This window comes from Achromobacter pestifer (assembly GCF_902859625.1).
GTDB classification, from domain to species: domain Bacteria; phylum Pseudomonadota; class Gammaproteobacteria; order Burkholderiales; family Burkholderiaceae_B; genus Achromobacter; species Achromobacter pestifer.
On sequence record NZ_CADIJX010000004.1, the window covers coordinates 163,025 to 181,717 of the forward strand.

The following is an 18,693-nucleotide window of genomic DNA, read 5'->3' on the forward strand; positions in this document are numbered from 1 at the left end:
TTTCAACTGCTAGGGCAATCCCGGAGAAACACAAGGAAAACGGGGTCAGACTCTTTCAGATCAAGGACTTGTCGACGAAGAAGGCCGGGTGGACGGTAGCGGTCGTGGCTAGTACAATGAATACACTTTCAATGCAATACGGAAATACCATGACTACCCGCCATCCCCTGGGAGACGCCCCGATCGGTCAGCAATTGCTGACGCACTATGCCCGCCGCGATGCGGTGCGCCACGCCACGCCGTTGTTTCCTTCGTCCTGGGCCGAGCTGTTCGCGCCGTTCCGCAACGCCCGCCTGCAACCGCTGCGCGCAGCCGCACCCGCGGCCCGTCGCAACGACGACGATCCGGTCTGCCAAGCAGGCTGATCACACGAAAGATGCCGGGGCGAGCGCCCCGGCCAAGAAACGCCGCCGCTTAACGGCGGGCGCGCAAGCTGGCCCGAGCGCGGGCATCCTGCAACGCGGCATTGCGTTGGCGATGCTCATTGGCGCCCGCCAGCACCAACACCACCGCAAACCCGACGGTATAGGCCAGCACGTCCCACCAATCGGGCACGCTGCCGAGCACGACGCGCAGCACCGGCTGCTCGATCTGCCAGCCGTACAGCCGCGCCAGGTACTGGCCGAACTCCACCGCGTACCCCGTCAGCAACGCGGCCAGCGCCAGCACCCACACCCGCGCACGAATGAAGGTGCGATACACCAGATAGACCCAGCCCACGGCCACCACATCCCCTACGAATCCGCGCAGGAACGGATAGGGCGCACCATACAAGGCGATCAGCGCCAGCAGCGCGGTCACGGCAATCAGGGCGGCGAACGCGCGCCCATTGAACGTCAGGGTCATGGCAACAAACAGCAGAGAGTGAAAGGGCGGATACCCCGTGAATGCGGGATCCATCGCAGCCCGAATCCAGTGCGGACCAGGCAACGGGGCAGGGTACTAGAAATCTGCGGGAAAACCCGGGATATCGGTGGACACATGCGTCACCAAAAGTTATCCCGTCTTATCCACCGGCTATCCACTGCCTATCCACCCGAAATCCACCGACTTACCCACACACTTATCCACCGGCCTCTGGCGATGGCACCGCTGGCGCCTCGTCTGCCGCCACAATCCGCCACCATTAAGGCGTACCATTAAGCCACCTTGGAACACGCCCCCGGGCGCAACGAAAAGACGCCCCGGAGCTCCGCATGCGCCCCCCCGTCTCTCCCTCTGCCGACCTCCCGCCAGGCTCGCCCGTGGCGCCCCCTGCTCCTCTCACGGTCAGCACGCTTTCCCCCTTCGCTTTTCCAGCATTCCGCATCATCTGGATCGCCAACCTGTTTGCCAACCTGGGCACATGGGCGCAATCCGTCGCCGCCGCCTGGATCGTCACCACGGAACAAAGCAGCCCCTTGATGGTGGCCATGATCCAGGTGGCCGCCGCGTTTCCGCTGGTGGCCTTGTCCATCCTGACGGGAGTGCTGGCCGACAACTACGACCGCCGCAAGGTCATGCTGATCGGCATGCTGATGGAACTCGCGGGTGGCGTCTTCATCACCCTGCTGGCGTTCGCCGGCCTGCTGCACCCGATCACGCTGATCGCCTCGGTTTTCTGCATTGCCATCGGCAGCGCCATCGTCACCCCGGCCTGGCAGGCCGCGGTGGGCGAACAGGTGCCGCGTGCGCACGTCGGCAGCGCGGTCCTGCTCAATAGCGTCAATTACAACGTGGCGCGTGCCGTCGGGCCCGCCATCGGCGGCCTGTTGCTGGGCGCCATGGGCGCCCCCTGGGTCTTCCTGCTGAATTGCTTTTGCTATGGCGGCCTGATCTGGGCGATCTGGCGCTGGCGGCGCGAGCTGCCCGTGCGCCGCTTGCCGCCTGAAGGCCTGTTTGAAGGCGTGGTCGCCGCGCTGCGCTACACCCAGCATTCCACGGTGACGCGCGTCGTGATGTTGCGCTCGTTCGCGTTCGGGCTGTCGGCCAGCGCCTTGTGGGCGTTGCTGCCGCTGCTGGCGCACGATCAAGAGGAAGGCAGCGCCTTGCTCTACGGCTACATGCTGGGCGCACTGGGCGTGGGCGCGATCCTGGGCAGCGCCTTCGTGCGCCGCGTGCAGGCCGCCTGGGGCGCCAGCGGACTCGTCACCGTGGCGGCGGCTCTACTGGCCGCCTGCCTGCTGGCGCTGGGCCTGACCAGCACCTTGTGGGTCGCGTTTCCCGCGTTGCTGCTGTCGGGCAGTTGCTGGATCGGCGTCCTGGCCACCTACAACACCACCGTTCAGATGCTGGTGCCGGATTGGGTCAAGGCGCGCGCGCTGGCGCTCTACCAGACCGCCATCTTTGGCGGACTGGCGGCAGGCTCGTTCATGTGGGGCCATTTTGCGGGCACCATGGGCGTGTCTGGCGCGCTCAGCACCGCCGGCATCATGCTGGGCATCACCGTCGCCTTGCTGTATCGGTCGCGCCTGCCTGAGCATGTGGATACCCAATCGTTGACGCGCGTCGACAACACCGAACCCGCGATGGCCGCCGCTGGCTTCAACACCCAGCATGGTTCCGTGCTGGTCGCAGTGGAATACCTGATCGAACGCGACAAGCTGTCCGCCCTGATTGGTGCTGCGCACCCCTTGCGGCTGCTGCGCCTGCGCAACGGCGCACAGCAATGGCAGTTGTTCCGCGATCTGGAGCGCGAGGGCGTCTGGCGCGAAGTGTTCCTGGTGGAAAGCTGGATGCAATACCTGCGCATGATCGACCGCCTGACGCTGGCGGACAAGATGGTGCTGGACGAAGTGCGCGCGTTGCACAGCGGTGACAAACCGCCAGTGGTGTCGCGCAATGTCAGCTATCTGGCCATGAACGAAGCGCAAGGCTTCTCTCTACGCCGAGATCCCGAATCCCTGTGAACCGCGAGGCCCGCCCATGCTTACCTCTCTTTGGCGCAAGTGGCGAACCGCGCGGCATGGCGGACCTCAGCTGGATGTCATCCTGTCCAGCGCCAACCCGGACGCGCCGCTCGCCGAACGCAATCTGTGGATGGTGGACCTGTGCCGATGGCTGGACCGCCCTGGCCGGCCCGCCAAGCCGGCGTCAGCCGACGAGTCAACGCCGGACCCCGCCGATGCCGTGCAGCACCCGCAACATGCGCGCCTGCGCTACCTGCTACAGGTGCTGGAACACAATCCGGATCGCGCGGCCCCCGTCGCCGCCACGCTGCGCTCGCTGGTGGCCGACAATGACCCCACCTCACTGCTGTGCGATACCGGTGTCGCCTCGCACCCCGGTTTCTGGGGCGAATTCTGGGACCGCGCGCAAGCGCGTCTGTTGCCGCCGCCGCCAAACCGCGGCGACATGTTCGGCCTGTTCTCGCTGATCTTCCGCCGTGCAGGCGATGCGCAATGGATCGAGTCCCTGGACGACAACACGCTGGCCCGCATGCGCGCCTTGTTCCGCACTGAAGACAACGTGGCGCGAACGGACCCCGCCGCCCCGGAAGCGCCCACCCCACGCCTGGAACAGGCGCTGACCAGCAGCATCCAGGTGCTGGTCAGCCAGGTGCGCGCCACCGGCCTCAGCCAGGACATCCGGTCGCGGCTGCCTGGCCGCGTGGAAGACACACCGTTCTTCGCGCTGGCCGCCGCCGCGGCCGAACTGTGCGACAGCGCTTCCGATACCCCGCGCGACGTCTTCGGCCGCCGGCTGAACATGTTCCGCGCGCTGCTGGACGGTTGCCGCGCCGCTGCCCAAGGCGTCTACGACGAACTGGAAAAGAACGGCGTGTCGGTCGAAGTCGTGTTCCAGATCGAACGCATGAAGCTGCGGCTGGACCGCATTGAATTGCTGCTGAGCGTCTGGGTGGACCCGACGCAACGCCACAAGTACGTGCACCTGACGGCTGAATTGATCCGCTCCACCCAGGCCCGCAGCAGCATCCGGCATCTGGCGGCCTCGTCGTTCGCGCAGTTGGCGCGCAGGGTGATGGAGCGCACCGCCGAAACCGGCGAACACTACATTGCGCGCGACGCGGTGGAGTACCTGACGATGCTGAAGGCATCGCTGGGCGGCGGCTTCGTCATGGTGTTCACGGTCTACCTGAAGTTCTTCATCGTCTCGCTCCACCTGGACAAGTTCATTGAAGGACTGCTGGCGTCGCTGAACTACGCGGGCGGATTCCTGGTGATTCACTTCGCGCATTTCACGCTGGCCACCAAGCAACCCGCCATGACGGGACCGGCGCTGGCCCATCGGCTGGATGACGCCTACACGCCCGAGGGGCGCGAGGCCTTTCTGGACGACACCTTGTCCATGATCCGCTCCAATGCGGCGGCCATCCTGGGCAACCTGGCGGTGGTCTTCCCGCTGGCCTGGGCGGTGCAATGGGTGGCCATGAACGGCTTGGACCGGCCGCTGATCAGCGCGGACAAGGCGCAGGAAACGCTGGCGTCACTGTCAATCTGGGGCGGAACCCCGATTTATGCCGCTGCCACCGGTGTGCTGCTGTGGCTGTCCAGCTTGATCGCCGGCTGGGCCGACAACTGGTTCGCACTGCATCGCGTGCATGATGTGATGGCCTATGGCCGGCGCGTGCGGCACCTGTTTGGCGAACGCGGCGCAGCGCGCTGGGCCGGTTTCTGGCAACGCAATATCTCGGGCATCGCCGGCAACGTGTCGCTGGGCTTGATGATGGGCCTGGGGCCCGCCATTGTCAGCTTCTTCGGCCCCCACGTGGAAGTGCGCCACGTCACGCTCAGCGCGGGCCAGATCGGCACCGCGCTCGCCACGCTGGGATGGGATGTCGTCCACACACAGGTGTTCTGGATGGCCATCGCCGGCACCGCGATGACGGGGTTGCTTAACGTGGGCGTGAGCTTTGCGCTGGCATTCAACGTGGCGCTGCGCTCACGCAACCTGCGCCGTGGCGATCGCGACTCGTTGTCGGCAAGCGTCAGGCAACGCATCTGGCAGCGGCCCACCACGCTGTTCTGGCCGGTCAAGCCACGGCCCGCGCCCGAGCAGCCTTAGCGTCGGATCACGCTACGTGGCGGCTTCGGGCGCCCAGCCGCCTGCCACTCGGCCAAGGCGCGGCGACTCGAAGGCGCAGGCCACCGGCAATGGCACGCCTTGCGCGTCAACCAGCCGGCTGCGCCAGCGCGTGCCTTGGCACATGGCCACGACGATACCTGCCACCTGGGCCTCGCAACGCGCCAGCAAGGTCAGGGCGGACAGCATCGTTTGCCCGGTGCTGACCGCATCGTCCACCACCAACACGCGACGCCCCTTCAGGCTACCCGCCAGGTTCGGATCCACGTACAGCAGCTTGCCGGCCTCTGGCGTGGTCAGCGATTGCACGGGCACGGCCAGGCGTTCGTCGTACCAGTACTTGCGAGAGTATCCAAAGGGAACGTAGCGGGTGAAGCCCAAGCCGCGCGCCACCAGCGGCGCGAACGCCAGACCCAGCGTGGGCAGCCCCACGACCACCTCGGCCTGGAACGCACGCGCCCGGTCGGCCATGAATCCGGCCAGCGCCTCGACCACATCCAGACTGGCATGGTTGGCGATCAGCGACGCCACGCAGCGATCCGGATCGCCCGGCACGCCGCGCAACGGCAGCACCAAATAGCGGCCATCCGGCAAGCGCGCGGGATAGGCGCGGGAATAGGGCGGTTCGGCAGGGATGGACAGCGCATGGGCGCTGACGATCTCTTGCCAGTAACCGGTCGTGGCGTCGAAAGCCTGCGCGTGGCCGGCGGGCGGAACGTAAGAAGCAGTCATACGGAGAAAGCGGGGCTCACAACACGGGTGCGCTGGCGGCCAGGAAGCGCTCGGCCAGCGTCACCCAATAGCTGGCCGTGACCGGCAGGATATCGTCGTTGAAATCGTAGTCGGGGTTGTGCACCATGCAGCCGCCTTCGCCCTCGCCATTGCCCACGATGAAGTAGCTGCCCGGCACGGCTTCCAGCATGAAGGCGAAGTCGTCGCTCGCCTGCAACGGTTGCAGGTCGGGGATCACTCGCTCGGCGCCCAACCAATCGCACGCGACCGCGGACGCGAATTGCGTCGCGCCGGCATCGTTGACGACCGGCGGATAACGCCACCGGTAATCCACCGCGACCGTGGCGCGATGCACGGCGGCTTGCGCGGTGGCGATCGCGGTGATGCGCTCGCGCAGCAGCGCGCGCGTCTCGGGGCGGCGCGCGCGTACCGTCAGGCGCAGCTCCACCGACTTTGGAATCACGTTGGGTGCGTCGCCGCCGTGGATGGCGCCGATGGTCACCACCGCCATGTCATTGGGGTCAACCTCACGCGAAACGATGGTCTGCAACGCCAGCACGATGCTGGCCGCGGCCACGATGGGATCCACGGCCACATGCGGCATCGCGCCATGCCCGCCCACGCCGCTGACCGTCAGCACCACGGTGTCGGACGAGCTGTACATCACGCCCGAACGAAAACCGAAATGCCCGGCCGGATAGCCCGGTTCGTTGTGAAAGCTATACACGGCATCACACGGGAAACGTTCAAACAAGCCATCGGCGATCATCTTCTGCGCGCCGCCATGGCCTTCTTCGGCAGGCTGGAAAATCAGATGCACGGTGCCATCGAATTGGCCGCGCTCAGCCAGTGCGCGAGCCGCGGCCAGCAGCGTGGCTGTGTGTCCGTCGTGGCCGCAGGCATGCATCTTTCCCGGGTGCTTGCTGGCGTAGGGCAGGCCGGTGGTTTCATGGATGGGCAAGGCGTCCATGTCGGCGCGCAGGCCCAGCCGGCGCGCGCCCGTACCCCGGCGCAAGGTCCCCACCACGCCCGTCACGCCCAATCCGCGATGCACCTCATAACCCCAGGCAGCCAGGCGTTCGGCCACCAGGTCGCCCGTCGCGACCTCTTGGTAGGCCAGTTCCGGATGCGCGTGGATCTGATGGCGCAATGCCACCATCTCTTGGGAAATAGCCTGAATCTCAGGCAGCACGGGGCCAAGCGTGGAAGCGTTCATGTCGTCGAGCATCCTTGGAGCCAGCAGGCTTATTCCTGCTGAATGTTGGCGCTTTTCACGATGTGCGCGTACACGGCCTTTTCCTTCTTCAGGAATTCGGCGAAATCTTGCGGCGTGCCCTGGCCGGCGATGGCGCCGCCTTCAGCCAGGCGCTTCTGCACGTCGTCCAGCGTCAGCACGTCATTCAAGGCCTGGTTCAGTTTCCGCACCACTTGCGGGTCAGTGCCCGTGGGCGCGAACACGCCCATCCAGGTGTTCAGTTCAAACCCCTTCAACTCGGGCGTCTCGCCGAAGGCCTGCACGCCCGGCAGCGTGGCGACACGTTCCGCGGACGTCACGCCCAGGGCGCGCAGCTTGTTCTGCTGCACCAACGGCGTGGCGCTGGTCGTGACCAGCAGGCCAAGGTCAACCTGCCCGCCCATCACATCGTTGGTGATCTGCGCGCCGCCGCGATAGGGCACATGGACCAGCTTCACCTTGGCCTGGTCCTGCATCACTTCCATCGACAGATGCAGCACCGTGCCAACACCCGAGGACGCATAGGTCAGCGTGTCCGGCTTGGCGCGGGCCAGCGCGATCAACTCGTTCATGTTGTTCACGGGCAGGCCAGGACGAGCCAGCAACACCACCGGCGCGGTCGTCACCAACGCCACCGGGACCAGGTCTTTTTCAGCGTCGTACTTGACGGCGGAATTGATCAGCCGGGCCACGCTGATGGGGCCGTCAAACCCCATCACCAGCGTGTAACCGTCGGGCGTGGCATGGGTGGCACGGGCCACGCCCAGCACGCCGCCGGCGCCTGCCACGTTATCCACGATGATGGATTGCTTGAGCTGTTCCGACAGCTTCTGCGCGACCAGACGCGCCGTCGTATCCACATTGCCGCCTGGACTGAACGGCACGATCAATGTCAACGGCTTCGCGCCGGGCCAAGGCGTTTGAGCATGGGCCGCGAAAGCGATGCATACCGAGGCCGCCAGCGCGGACACAGACAGGAACAGGCGTTTGAACATGGTGAGGGGCGGTCAGGGCGGACGGACACGCGCGCGCATGGGCAGGGCGCGCAGGAAGGCGACGGCGCCATCCTACCCAGCTATGGGTAATAACTGAAATGGTATATTTTTATAGATTCATCAGGTAAATCTATGACCAAGCGCCCCGCGCCGGATCCTCCGGCCATGCCGCCGCGCCAGCCCACCTTGCGCCAATTGCGCGGCTTCAAGGAAGTGGCGCGGCACGCCAGCTTCAGCCGCGCCGCCCAGGCGCTGGCGCTGAGCCAGCCCGCCCTGTCGTCGGCCATCCGCGAACTGGAAACCCTGATGGGCGTTGCCCTGTTTGAACGCAGCACCCATCACGTCCGTCTGACGCCTGCGGGGCTAGCCGCCCGCGCCCAGATCGAATGGCTGCTCAATACCTACACCCAAGGCGCCGACGACTTGCAACGCCTGCTGGATACGCAGGCTGCCACCGTGCGCATCGGCTGCATTCCATCCACCATGCATCTGCTGGCGCCGGTCGTGGCGCAGTGGCGCTTGCGGCATCCGGAGACCGTGCTGATCCTCAGCGACCATCTGAACGATGAATTGATGGCTGCCTTGAACAACGGCGAACTGGATATTGGCCTGGGGCTGGATTTTGGCTTGGCGCCCGGCGTGGCCGCCGCCTTTGTGGCCGAAGACGAACTGGTCGCCGTGCTGGCCGCCACGCACCGGCTGTCGCGCCGCGCCGCCGTGACGTGGCAGGACCTGAAGCACGAGCCGTTGGCCGTGCTGTCGCGCGGCAGTACCTACGAAATGATCGTATCCACCTTGCGCCAGCAGGGCGCCGACCTGGCCGCGACCGACACGCTGAACTACACCGACACGCTTTACAGCCTGGTGCGCGCGGGGCTGCGCGTGGGGTTGATCTCGCGCCTGTACACGCAAGGCCAGCGCCAGGATGGCCTGGCCATCGTGCCCGTGCACCGCCCGCAAATGACGCGCCGCATCTGCCTGATGACGCGCGCCCCCGAGTCGCAGGCCCGCGCGGCCGTGCAGCGATGCTACGCAGAGCTGGCCGGCATGTTGCGCGGCCGCGCCGAGCCATCGGCGTGAATCAGAACGTGATGGTGGCGGTCACGACGTCCTTGTAGTCGCCGGGACGAGGCGTCGTCTGGGCCGGGACTCGCCCATACACGGTGAATGTCTGGTTGGAACCGGTCCCGGTGCCCGTCAGCGGGGTGCCGCCCGAAGCGTCGCCCCACACCGTGGCGTAACCCCCATCCTGATACAGCTGATAGCCGACGGTGTCGGCGGCAGTCGAGTGCTTCATCCGCCGGGCCAGCACATTGTTGGCGACCGAGCCACCGTTCAAGGCCACCGAGAACGCATTCTTGTTGGTGCATTTGACGGTGATCGAACTGTTGGCCGTCGTTGCGGAGGTCAATACTCCCCTTGGCGGAAACGCCAGATCGGTGGCGCTGATCGTGCAGTTTTTCTGCACCAGTGCCGTGACGGTAAGGGGAACCGTTATTCGTTGCGTCGGCGCAATCGGACAACTCGCCAACCCACCCAGACCGAACACATAGTCCACCGTCGCGGTAGACGCATACGTTTCCGAGTACTGCGTGTTGGCGTTGTTCACCGTGGAGACCAGCGGCTGATTGCCGGGCAGCTTGCCATAGAACTTGAACACGGTGGACACATTTCCGCCCCCGATGATCAATGGTCCCGTCAGCAGGACCGACGTCGGCCCCGAACTCGTGGAGGCGCCCCACACCTGCGAATGCGCCGCGTCCGTATACAGGTTGTAGTTCATCCGATTGCCGCCCGCCCCCAGCGTGCGCGGGTTGGTCGACGTGCTGGTGCTGCCCAGCCCCAGGCCGAAACACACCCGCGCAAAAAGACCCAGCGCGGTGAAGGTACAGGTCACGACGATCTGCCCGCCGTCGCTGAACGTGTCGGCGGGCAGCAGCGGATTGACCGTGCCGAAGTCCACCGTGCCAGTCGTGCCCGCCCCCAACGCGCAGGAGCTGGCCTGCGATGCGCCGGCATATCCAAGAGACAGGGCCGTCAGCGCTTGCAGCACGCCTCGGACAAGCCGCGGCGTCATGGACGCCCTCCGTTCGCCGGTTGGCATACAAACGGACCCAACGTCGGCATCGGACGGTTCGCTGCGTGCTGGTAGTCGAACTCCACCGTGCACGATACGCCAGCCCCCGTCACCCGCAGATGATTGCGCGCCTGTAGATCCTCGACGAAGGTCAGGCCGTCATACCCCAAGACCGACCGTTTGCCGCTTTCCACATGCGCCACTGCCGCCCCCACGGGCACGAACGCGCCATCCGGCATCTTCAGAATGACCGAAGCCGCCGCGTACTTCTCGACTTGAAATGTCGCCAACACACCCGCTCCCGCCTGCGGCACGACCACCACCTTCGTGGTGTCCAACTTCACATCCACGGGCAAGTCTTCCGGATCGATGGAGATGCGATTCGACTGATAGGAATTCAGATCCGGCACCAGCAAATAGCCGCTGCTGTTGGTCCGGCCCAGTTTGCGGTTCTCGTGCAGGACCGCCACATCGGGAGCGCCCTCCGTCGACACCACCGCGAAACTGTCGTTGATGCGCCGCGACGGCAACACTGCGCCGTCCATCAGCGCGATCGAACCCGAGGCTTGCGCCGCGGCCAGCGTCTTGCCGCCGTAGTCCTGCACCATTCCCGTCAACAGACCATAGCGCCCCAGGTATTGCGCTTGCCCCTGGTTGTATTGCATGCCTCCGGAACGTCCGTTCTGCGCCGCCCAACCCCATCCGCCTTCGTACGGCACCGTGCTCTGCGCGCCGACGCTGTACGTGTTTTCGCCGCCCTGCCTGCCCATCGAGACAGTCGCCTGTTGACGGTCGCCCAACATGAAGGACAAGCCCAGGTAGACCCCGCGCGAATCGGATTGCGTGAAATCGTTGTAGGCGCTCAAGGTCATGACGACCCGGCTGTGCAGATTGACGGTATAGGACGCTGAACCCAGCCTGGCCGCAGGCAGATTCGGCATCCGGTAGCCGATATAGCTGACCGCCACGCTTTGCGATCCCGTCAAGGGCACGGACACCGTCACGCGCTCGGTCTGGCGGGGCACGGGCGTGTCTTCGCGCGATCCCAGATCGCCGTAGTCTCCCAGCACGCGGGTGGCTTGCGTGTCCACGCTGAAGGCCGGCTGCACGTACTGGTATCCCAGGCTGACTTGCGCGCCGTCATAGCGGCCCGCGCTGCCCGATAGCGACCCGCTGATCACGCCTGCCTGCCCCAGCCTCACCAGCGCGCCTGCCCCGACGTTGTATAGGCCCGCGCTGGCCTCGGAATGCCCTTCCAGGGTCAAGTCATCGCGATAGCCATAGCGCCCCGAGGCCGTCATCACCGGCTGGCTGTCGTAATCAAACGAACGCACGCTGAACAGCCGGCGCACGAACCCGGCCTCGACGGAATAGCTGGACAGCCCGGCCGCCAGCATGCGCGTATCGATATACAGCGGCACCGACGTGCTGACCGTGCGCCCGAGCGCATCGCGCGTGACCAGCGTGGCCTGGCCGGCGCCGGTGATGCCTGGAATCTGGTTCACCACGAACGGCCCCGGCGGCACATTGCCCGAATACTGTTGCACGCCATTGACGTACAGCGCCACGGAGGATGGCACCACCGACGATGCGCTCAGCGAAGACACCGGGAAGGTCACCAGGTCCGGACGCAACGCGAAGTTCCTGCCCCACTGGATGCCGGCCACGCGCACCGAACGCGACCAATTCAACGACGACGTGATGGTGTCGCCCAGGCGCAGCGTGCGCATCGTTTCCTGATCGGAACGGGTCCAGTAGGTGTCATAGCGCACATAGCGCTCGCCCGCGCCGCCCAGGTAGGACGTGCCGGTATTGCTGAACAGGCCGTATTGGTCAAAGTAGCGCTGCTCGGTGAACAGCGCCACTCGGTAGCGCGAATCCGTCTGCGCATAAGCGTCGTAGTTCAGCAGCAAGCCGCGTCCGGCAGTCGCAGCCGGCGTCCTCGCGCCCTCTCGCCCCCCCAGCTCGTAAGGAACGCGCAATGCATCGGGCAACACAATGTCGACGGACTGCGCGGCGGGGTTGTAGGTGTATCTCAGGCCTGCCACCTGGTCCAGCGCAATCTCGTTCGTGCCGGGAATGCCGATCTTGGACAAGTCCACCCCCACTGACCGCAAGGCATCGCCGCTGACCGACAGGCGGCCTTGCGCATCCCGAAAACGGAGCAACTGAGAGGTATTGACGCCGTTGATACTCACCTCCAGAAACACATCACGCTCGGCAAAATTGCCGAAGGACACCAGTTGATCGGGCTGATCCACCGCCTGGGCCGCCGCACCCAGTAAATACAGTGCGAAACCCCAGACACGTCGCCCGCGGACACGGGAAGCGCGCACTGCCATTGGACTGCCTTCCTCTTGACTGCCGGTGTGCCGCAGGGCGCACCGGTACGCGGTCAATCAATGCGTGGGGATACGGTGACGACGTCGCCGTTGATCAGGGCTTTGATCCGCACCGAACCCGGTGCTTTTTGTTTTGCGGGAATGCGCCATTCGCGCGCGCGCTGTGCCAACGCATATCCCAATAGACCATCCACATTCGCCATGGGCTTGCCCGCGGCGTTCAGAATCTGCACGGCCGCCACCTGTGCATACCGCGTGCCGGTATTGGACAGCCGCAGCACCCAGGAATCCCCCGCCTGCTGTACCTGCCAGGCAAGGTCAGGCGCGGGCGAAGGCGCCGCCCCCGCCACGAAGACGGGCACGGAATACCGCAGGCGCAACACCACCCCACTGATCCCGGGCGTGGCGGGATCGGGGATCTCGTCGATGATCAGCCGGTAGCTGCGTTCAGTCGGGCCCACTTCGCGGGACGCGCGAACCAGGCGCACCAATTGTTCACCGCCCGGGGCCACCTGGATGATCGGCGGACTGGCCTGGACTTCTTCGGTGGCGGTCAAGACATCATCACCGCCTTCCTGGTCCCACCGGTAAATGCGGACCTGTCCGTAAATGGGCGTATTACCGGGGTTGCGCAGCATGATGCCGCTGGCCGCCTGCTGGGGCGCCATATCCACCAATACCGGCGATATCTGCAACGCCGCCCCGTGGGCAAGGCCCATCCACGCGCCCATGCAGAACGCCAGTACGATCCTCAAGAGTGCTTGCATCCGCACCTCTTTCAGAAATAGACCGTGGCGGTAACCGTGGAAGAGTATGTGTCCGGCGCGGGCGTCGTCTGGGCGGGCACGATGCCATTCACCACCAGCGGCTGCGCGCTGCCATTGCCGACGCCACTGACGCGATCGGCCACTTGGGCATCGCCCCACACCACGGTTTGGCTGCCGGGTTGGTACAACTGGTAGGAAACAACCGTTGCGATATTGGCGCCCGTGCCGTTCAGGAAACGTGTGGTCCCGGTGGAACCCGCGCCGGTGCCGGCGCTCAGGCCAACGGTATAGGGCGTGGTGTTGCTGCAAGTGATGTTCAGGGTGGTATTGCCCGAGACGGCGGCAGTCAGCACGCCGTGGCTGCCGAACGCCAAATCAGTGGCGTCAATAACGCAGTTGGGAGTAATGGTGAGCGTGACGTTGAATGTGGCCGTCGGGCTGGTTTGCGCGGCCGCCAGACCGGGCACGACCCCAGCGCAAATCAATGACAAGACCGCTGCATGCAAGGACAAGCGTTTCATCATGATGATCTCCACCAAATAAGTGACACCGCCAAACCTGCTGGGAATAATCGTACGTCGGATAATCTGATCAGGCACCAAATAGTTTCATTTATTCGTCCTTACTATTACTAAATATTAATATTTCGCCCTGCTCGCGACCGCCAATCCGAAGCCCTGCGCTATGGCGGCGCGCGCTTATCTGCACCGTACAAGTCGTTGTATTTGCGCTATTTTTCTAGTTTCAATTAGTAATACGGCCCGATGAGTATGGACGCCCAGAATTAATGAGCTGATTAATTCCCGCCATTATCGAATGTGACCGATCGGTCGCATCATGTGGCCTTTTCATCTGCGCCTGCGCGTCGCGGCAGCGAAGCGGCGGACTCGCTGACGAAGCGTTGAATCGCGATGGCGCATTAGAATCAGTCCTCCTGATGCCGGACGCACCGCCCGGACGCCTCGCCCGCCTGCCGCCCCCAATGCTCTCGTTCTCCCGAAATACCGTCTATCCGGCAGGTGCCGGCGTGCCCGCGTCCGAACGCTTTGGCGCATTGCTGGCCGTCTTGCTGGCGGTTTGCATGGCCAGCCTGGACACCGCCATCGCGAACACGGCACTACCCACCATCGCGCGTGACCTACAGGCCAGCGAGGCCGGTTCAATCTGGGTCATCAGCGGCTATCAATTGGCCATGGTGGCGGGACTCTTGCCTGCGGCGGCCCTGGGCGAAATCCTGGGCCACCGGCGCGTCTATCTCGTCGGGCTGGTGGTGTTCACCTTGTCATCGCTGGCCTGCGGGCTGGCGCCGTCGCTGCCCACGCTGGTGGCCGCGCGGATTCTGCAAGGCTTGGGCGCGGCCGGCGTGATGAGCGTGAATGGCGCACTGCTGCGCTTCATCTACCCCTCGCACATGCTGGGCCGCGGCCTGGGCCTGAACGCGATGGTGGTCGGCCTGTCGTTCGCGGCAGGCCCCACCGCGGCGTCGACCATCCTGCTGCTGGGCTCATGGCACTGGCTGTTCCTGATCAATGTACCGATCGGCATCGTCGCCGCCATGCTGGGATTGCGCGGCCTGCCGGAAACCGCGCGCGCGCCGCATGGCTTCGACGGCATCGCGGCCCTGCTGTGCGCGCTGACGCTTGGGCTGTTCGTGCTGGGATCCAATGAACTGGCCCATGGCGCGCCCTGGCCGCGTGTGACGCTGGAGTGGGGCGGCGCCATCGCCAGCCTGTGGCTGTTGATGCGCCGTCAGGCCGGCCATCCCGCCCCGATCCTGGCGGTGGACCTGCTGCGTCGGCCCTTGTTTGCGCTATCGGCCACCACGGCGGTCTGCGCCTTCGCCGCGCAAGCACTGGCGTTCGTATCGCTGCCGTTCCTGTTCCAAACCGTGCTGGGCTACAGCCAGGTGCAGACGGGTTTCCTGATAACGCCTTGGCCAGTGGTGGTGGCCATCATGGCGCCGATCGCCGGACGCCTGTCCGACCACTACCCAGCTGGCATCCTGGGCGGCATCGGCCTGGCCTTGCTGGCCCTGGGCATGGTGCTGCTGGCGGTGCTGCCCGCCACGCCTTCGGTCTGGGACATCTCGTGGCGCATGGCTATCTGCGGCGCGGGATTCGGCTTCTTCCAGTCTCCCAACCTGCGCGCGATCATGACGTCGGCGCCGGCCTCGCGCGCGGGCGGAGCCAGCGGCATGCTCGGCACCGTGCGCCTGCTGGGGCAAGCCACTGGCGCAGCGCTGGTCGCGGCATGCTTCCATGTGTCCACGACGCACGGCGCGATCGCGGCGTTGTGGCTAGGCGGCTTATGCGCCGCGCTGGCTTGCATCGCCAGTTTTTCGCGCTTGCGTTTCAGCGCGTGAAAACGCTAACTGGCAACAATGTTGCGTTATTTTTCGATATTTTCTGGCATCGAGCCGATATATTCGTAAGTTGTGAAACAGCGGCTAAATATCGCTGAAGCCGGGTCGTTGTTGCTGATGCAGCACTCGCTGTATCAGGGATACGACTCGTATGACACAGTTTTTGAAAGACATCACCATTCGTCGCATGATCTTGTGCACCCTGCTCATGATCAGTGCCTTGCTAACCGGCCTCTCGGCCATCAGCATCAACGGTCTGCATAGTTCGGGCGAAGCGCTGGCTTCCAGCAGCGAACTCCTACACGAAGTCTCCGCCCTGTCCCGGGTCAATGATCAGATCATGCGCGCGCGCCTGCGCCTGTCGCGCCAACTGGAATACGCCAGCGAAGGCCAGACCGCGCAAGCGGCGGAAGAGGGCCGTGGCATTGACACCGCGCTGGCGGAAGCCCGCCGCCAGCAAACCGTGTTTGTGAACCTGGCGCGCAAAGACACACCGGCAGCGCTCCTGGAATCCATGCAAGCCGGCTTTGATGCCCTGGTCACGGGCGGCATCGCCGTGCAGCGGCAGCACCTGGAGGCGAACGACATTCCGCGTGCCCGCGCCCATGCGGCCAGCGCCGTCGTGTCGGCCAGCCGTGCCTTTGGCAAGAGCATCGAGAACTACGAAGCCTATGCCAAGCAGCGCGAAACCCATCTGTGGGAGGACGCCGCCGCCAAGCGCCAGCAGGCCTATATCGGCATGGGCGTGGTGCTCGGCATCTGCCTGCTGCTGCTGGTGCTGGGCGACCGCTACGTCGTGACGTTCGTCAAACGGCCGCTGGATACGCTCAAGGGCCATTTCCAGCGCATTGCCGGCGGCGACCTGACCACGCCCATCGTCCCCTACGGCCGCAACTGCGTGGGCCAGATCGTTCCCTATCTGCATGAGATGCAAGCCAGCCTGGTCAGCACGGTGCACGCCGTGCGCGAAGGCGTGGTCGAGATCAATGCAGGCTCCAGCGAAATCGCCGCGGGCAACCAGGACCTGTCCAGCCGCACCGAACAACAGGCGGCATCGCTGGAGGAAACGGCTGCCAGCATGGAACAGCTGCTGTCCACCGTGACCAGCAACGCCGACAACGCCCGCCAGGCCAATGCCATCGCCATCGAGGCGTCCGCCGTCGCGCTGCGCGGCGGTCAGGCCGTGAAGGACGCGGTAAGCACCATGCGCGAAATCTCCAACGACTCGGGGCGCATCGAGGACATCGTCGGCGTCATCGACGGCATCGCCTTCCAGACCAATATCCTGGCGCTGAATGCGGCGGTGGAAGCGGCACGCGCGGGGGAAGAGGGCAAGGGGTTTGCGGTGGTGGCAGCGGAAGTGCGCTCGCTGGCGCAGCGCAGCGCGGGCGCGGCAAAGGAAATCAAGCAACTGCTCAGCGCGTCAGGCGCCACGGTTCAGGCAGGCTCCACGCAGGTGGAGATCGCCGGGCGCACCATGGAAGAGATCCAGGGCACGATCGAACGCCTGACCTTGCTGGTCAGCCAAATTGCCACCGCGTCGCAAGAGCAGGTGATTGGCATCGATCAGGTCAACACGGCCGTCACGCAAATGGATCAGGTCACGCAGCAGAACGCGGCGCTGGTCGAGCAAGCGGCGGCCGCCGCATCGTCGCTGGAAGCCCAGGCGCAACGCCTGCAAGGCGCGGTAAGCACCTTCCGCCTGCCTGCACAACGACCGGATCAGCAGCCTGATCCGCTATCCGGCCAACGCCGGCTGGCCTTGACGGCCTGATCGCACGGATTCTTGCGCAATGGGCGGGCATCTGCGGCGGGCGAATGCCCGCTGCGCATGCCCGCCCAATTAGCCACCCGCTTAGCCGCAGCTCTTGTCGCGGCACTCGGACAGCAGCTTGCCGTCCTTGTAGGCCTTGACGGACTTCAGGCTGCCGTCCTCGTTCCATTCCTTGAACTCACCCTGCTCGCGGTGGCTCTGGTCCCATTGCCATTGCACGGTCTGGATGCCTGCCTCGTTCCAACGGGCATAACTGCGTTGCGTGCCGTGGTCGTACAACTGCTTTTCCTCGACCTTGCCGTCGGCGTAGTAGCGGGTGCTCCACCCGTCGACGCCTTCGGCCAGATAGGTGGCCTCGTGCTGTAGCGCGCCATCTTCAAAATAGTCACGCACCGGGCCAACCTTGTCGCCATTGACGAAGGGCCCCGAATGCTTGAGCTGGCCGTTCGGATAGAACTCCTGGTAGGGCCCGTTCAGGGCGCCGTTCTGGTAGGTGACCTTGGCCTGCACCGCGCCGCTGTCCCAATACGCAACCGATTCGCCGTCCGCCGGCTTGTCAGCCTTGAACATCACCTTCTGGTGCAACTTGCCGTTCTCGTGCCAACTGGTCGTCAGGCCCTCGCGGCGCCCTTCGGCGTCAAGCTTGACGTCCTGGTCCACGCGGCCGTTGGGGTAATACGTCTTATAGCCCCGGACCAGTTTCCCCGAGACGAAATCCTCGGCATCCGCATAGCCCTGCAAATACACCTGCGAACTGCCAGGCAGCATGACGCGCACGGTCCAGAGATTCGTGGCCTTGTCGCGCGGCAAGGGCAATTTCAATTGGTATTGCGCGTCCGCGCGCGTCACCGATTGCAGATTCTCATCCAGGTAGACGATGCCGTCCCTGGCGGCGGGCTTGGGCCGCAGGTCCTTGCATTCACCCGGCTCGCAATCCTTCAACTCGGTAATCAACACCGCCTTGCCGATGCATTCGGACAGGCCGATCTTCACGGGGGTTTCGGACTTGATCGTCTCGGTCAGGCGCTGATAGCCCTGGCTCAGATCCGTGCCCGGCGGTGCGCCCACCGATTCCGCGGTCAGATAAACCAGATCGCTGCCGCAGACGTGGGGCGCCGACAGACGCAGCCTGGCGGCAGGCACTGACTTGCCGCTCGCGTCGGTGTAGGCGGACTCGATTTTCAGTTCCACCACGCGGACGGGTTCCATCCGAACCGTATCGGCCGCCCAAACGGCGGACGGCAGCAGGCTGGCTCCCATCAACGCCATGCCAGCTATTTTCTTCATGCTCATCCTTCCCATCCTCTATGCGGCCTTCGCGGAAGGCCGGGATGATAGCGAACGAAGCCTCATTGCCCGCTTGTGGATGCGTATAAATATTTCAATTC

The 18,693-nt window shown here is 64.8% G+C and carries 15 protein-coding genes; 6 read left to right on the top strand and 9 right to left on the bottom strand.

Annotated features, from left to right (window positions below; translation table 11 throughout):
* Positions 1–149 precede the first annotated feature (149 nt).
* Positions 150–365, top strand: a complete 216-nt coding sequence (locus HV753_RS16605) for a hypothetical protein (protein WP_175175607.1) — start codon at positions 150–152, stop codon at positions 363–365.
* Between the two features lie 49 nt (positions 366–414).
* Here HV753_RS16605 and HV753_RS16610 read toward each other — a convergent pair whose 3' ends face one another.
* On the bottom strand, positions 415–846 hold the full coding sequence (locus tag HV753_RS16610; protein ID WP_175176187.1) for a ribosomal maturation YjgA family protein: 432 nt from the start codon (positions 844–846) through the stop codon (positions 415–417).
* Positions 847–1,196: 350 nt separating this feature from the next.
* Between HV753_RS16610 and HV753_RS16615 the strand changes: the two genes are divergently transcribed.
* Both HV753_RS16615 and HV753_RS16620 read left to right on the top strand, forming a co-directional pair.
* Positions 1,197–2,888 (top strand): MFS transporter, encoded by a 1,692-nt coding sequence (locus HV753_RS16615; RefSeq protein ID WP_175175608.1) that lies wholly within the window; start codon positions 1,197–1,199, stop codon positions 2,886–2,888.
* Positions 2,889–2,904: 16 nt separating this feature from the next.
* On the top strand, positions 2,905–5,004 hold the full coding sequence (locus HV753_RS16620) for a site-specific recombinase (RefSeq protein ID WP_175175609.1): 2,100 nt from the start codon (positions 2,905–2,907) through the stop codon (positions 5,002–5,004).
* Between the two features lie 12 nt (positions 5,005–5,016).
* Here HV753_RS16620 and HV753_RS16625 read toward each other — a convergent pair whose 3' ends face one another.
* From HV753_RS16625 to HV753_RS16635, 3 genes are read right to left on the bottom strand one after another with little or no spacing between them, the layout of a single operon-like run.
* Entirely contained in the window at positions 5,017–5,754 is a 738-nt protein-coding gene (locus tag HV753_RS16625; RefSeq protein ID WP_175175610.1) for a phosphoribosyltransferase, read from the bottom strand.
* A 16-nt stretch (positions 5,755–5,770) separates the two neighbouring features.
* Complete coding sequence (locus HV753_RS16630; protein ID WP_175175611.1) at positions 5,771–6,970, bottom strand: M20 aminoacylase family protein; 1,200 nt, start codon at positions 6,968–6,970, stop codon at positions 5,771–5,773.
* 29 nt (positions 6,971–6,999) lie between these two features.
* The gene (locus tag HV753_RS16635; RefSeq protein WP_175175612.1) at positions 7,000–7,983 is read right to left on the bottom strand and encodes a Bug family tripartite tricarboxylate transporter substrate binding protein; all 984 of its coding nucleotides are present in this window, start codon (positions 7,981–7,983) and stop codon (positions 7,000–7,002) included.
* A gap of 132 nt (positions 7,984–8,115) precedes the next feature.
* Here HV753_RS16635 and HV753_RS16640 point away from each other — a divergent pair, with 132 nt between their 5' ends.
* The gene (locus HV753_RS16640) at positions 8,116–9,063 is read left to right on the top strand and encodes a LysR family transcriptional regulator (protein ID WP_175175613.1); all 948 of its coding nucleotides are present in this window, start codon (positions 8,116–8,118) and stop codon (positions 9,061–9,063) included.
* Between the two features lies 1 nt (position 9,064).
* Here HV753_RS16640 and HV753_RS16645 read toward each other — a convergent pair whose 3' ends face one another.
* From HV753_RS16645 to HV753_RS16660, 4 genes are read right to left on the bottom strand one after another with little or no spacing between them, the layout of a single operon-like run.
* Positions 9,065–10,060 carry a Csu type fimbrial protein gene (locus HV753_RS16645; RefSeq protein ID WP_175175614.1) on the bottom strand — a complete coding sequence of 332 codons (996 nt, stop codon included), beginning with the start codon at positions 10,058–10,060 and terminating at the stop codon, positions 9,065–9,067.
* Positions 10,057–12,402: a fimbria/pilus outer membrane usher protein gene (locus tag HV753_RS16650; RefSeq protein ID WP_175175615.1), complete on the bottom strand. Its 2,346-nt coding sequence runs from the start codon at positions 12,400–12,402 to the stop codon at positions 10,057–10,059. Before HV753_RS16650 ends, HV753_RS16645 begins: the two co-directional genes overlap by 4 nt.
* Positions 12,403–12,455: 53 nt before the next feature.
* Positions 12,456–13,169 (bottom strand): fimbrial biogenesis chaperone, encoded by a 714-nt coding sequence (locus HV753_RS16655; protein WP_217481480.1) that lies wholly within the window; start codon positions 13,167–13,169, stop codon positions 12,456–12,458.
* A gap of 11 nt (positions 13,170–13,180) precedes the next feature.
* Complete coding sequence (locus HV753_RS16660) at positions 13,181–13,690, bottom strand: Csu type fimbrial protein (protein ID WP_175176189.1); 510 nt, start codon at positions 13,688–13,690, stop codon at positions 13,181–13,183.
* A gap of 461 nt (positions 13,691–14,151) precedes the next feature.
* Between HV753_RS16660 and HV753_RS16665 the strand changes: the two genes are divergently transcribed.
* Positions 14,152–15,531, top strand: coding sequence for an MFS transporter (locus tag HV753_RS16665; protein ID WP_175175616.1), 1,380 nt, complete (start codon positions 14,152–14,154; stop codon positions 15,529–15,531).
* A 151-nt stretch (positions 15,532–15,682) separates the two neighbouring features.
* Positions 15,683–17,305, top strand: a complete 1,623-nt coding sequence (locus tag HV753_RS16670; RefSeq protein ID WP_175175617.1) for a methyl-accepting chemotaxis protein — start codon at positions 15,683–15,685, stop codon at positions 17,303–17,305.
* An 81-nt stretch (positions 17,306–17,386) separates the two neighbouring features.
* Here HV753_RS16670 and HV753_RS16675 read toward each other — a convergent pair whose 3' ends face one another.
* Positions 17,387–18,592, bottom strand: coding sequence for a toxin-antitoxin system YwqK family antitoxin (locus tag HV753_RS16675; protein ID WP_175175618.1), 1,206 nt, complete (start codon positions 18,590–18,592; stop codon positions 17,387–17,389).
* Between the last annotated feature and the right edge of the window lie 101 nt (positions 18,593–18,693).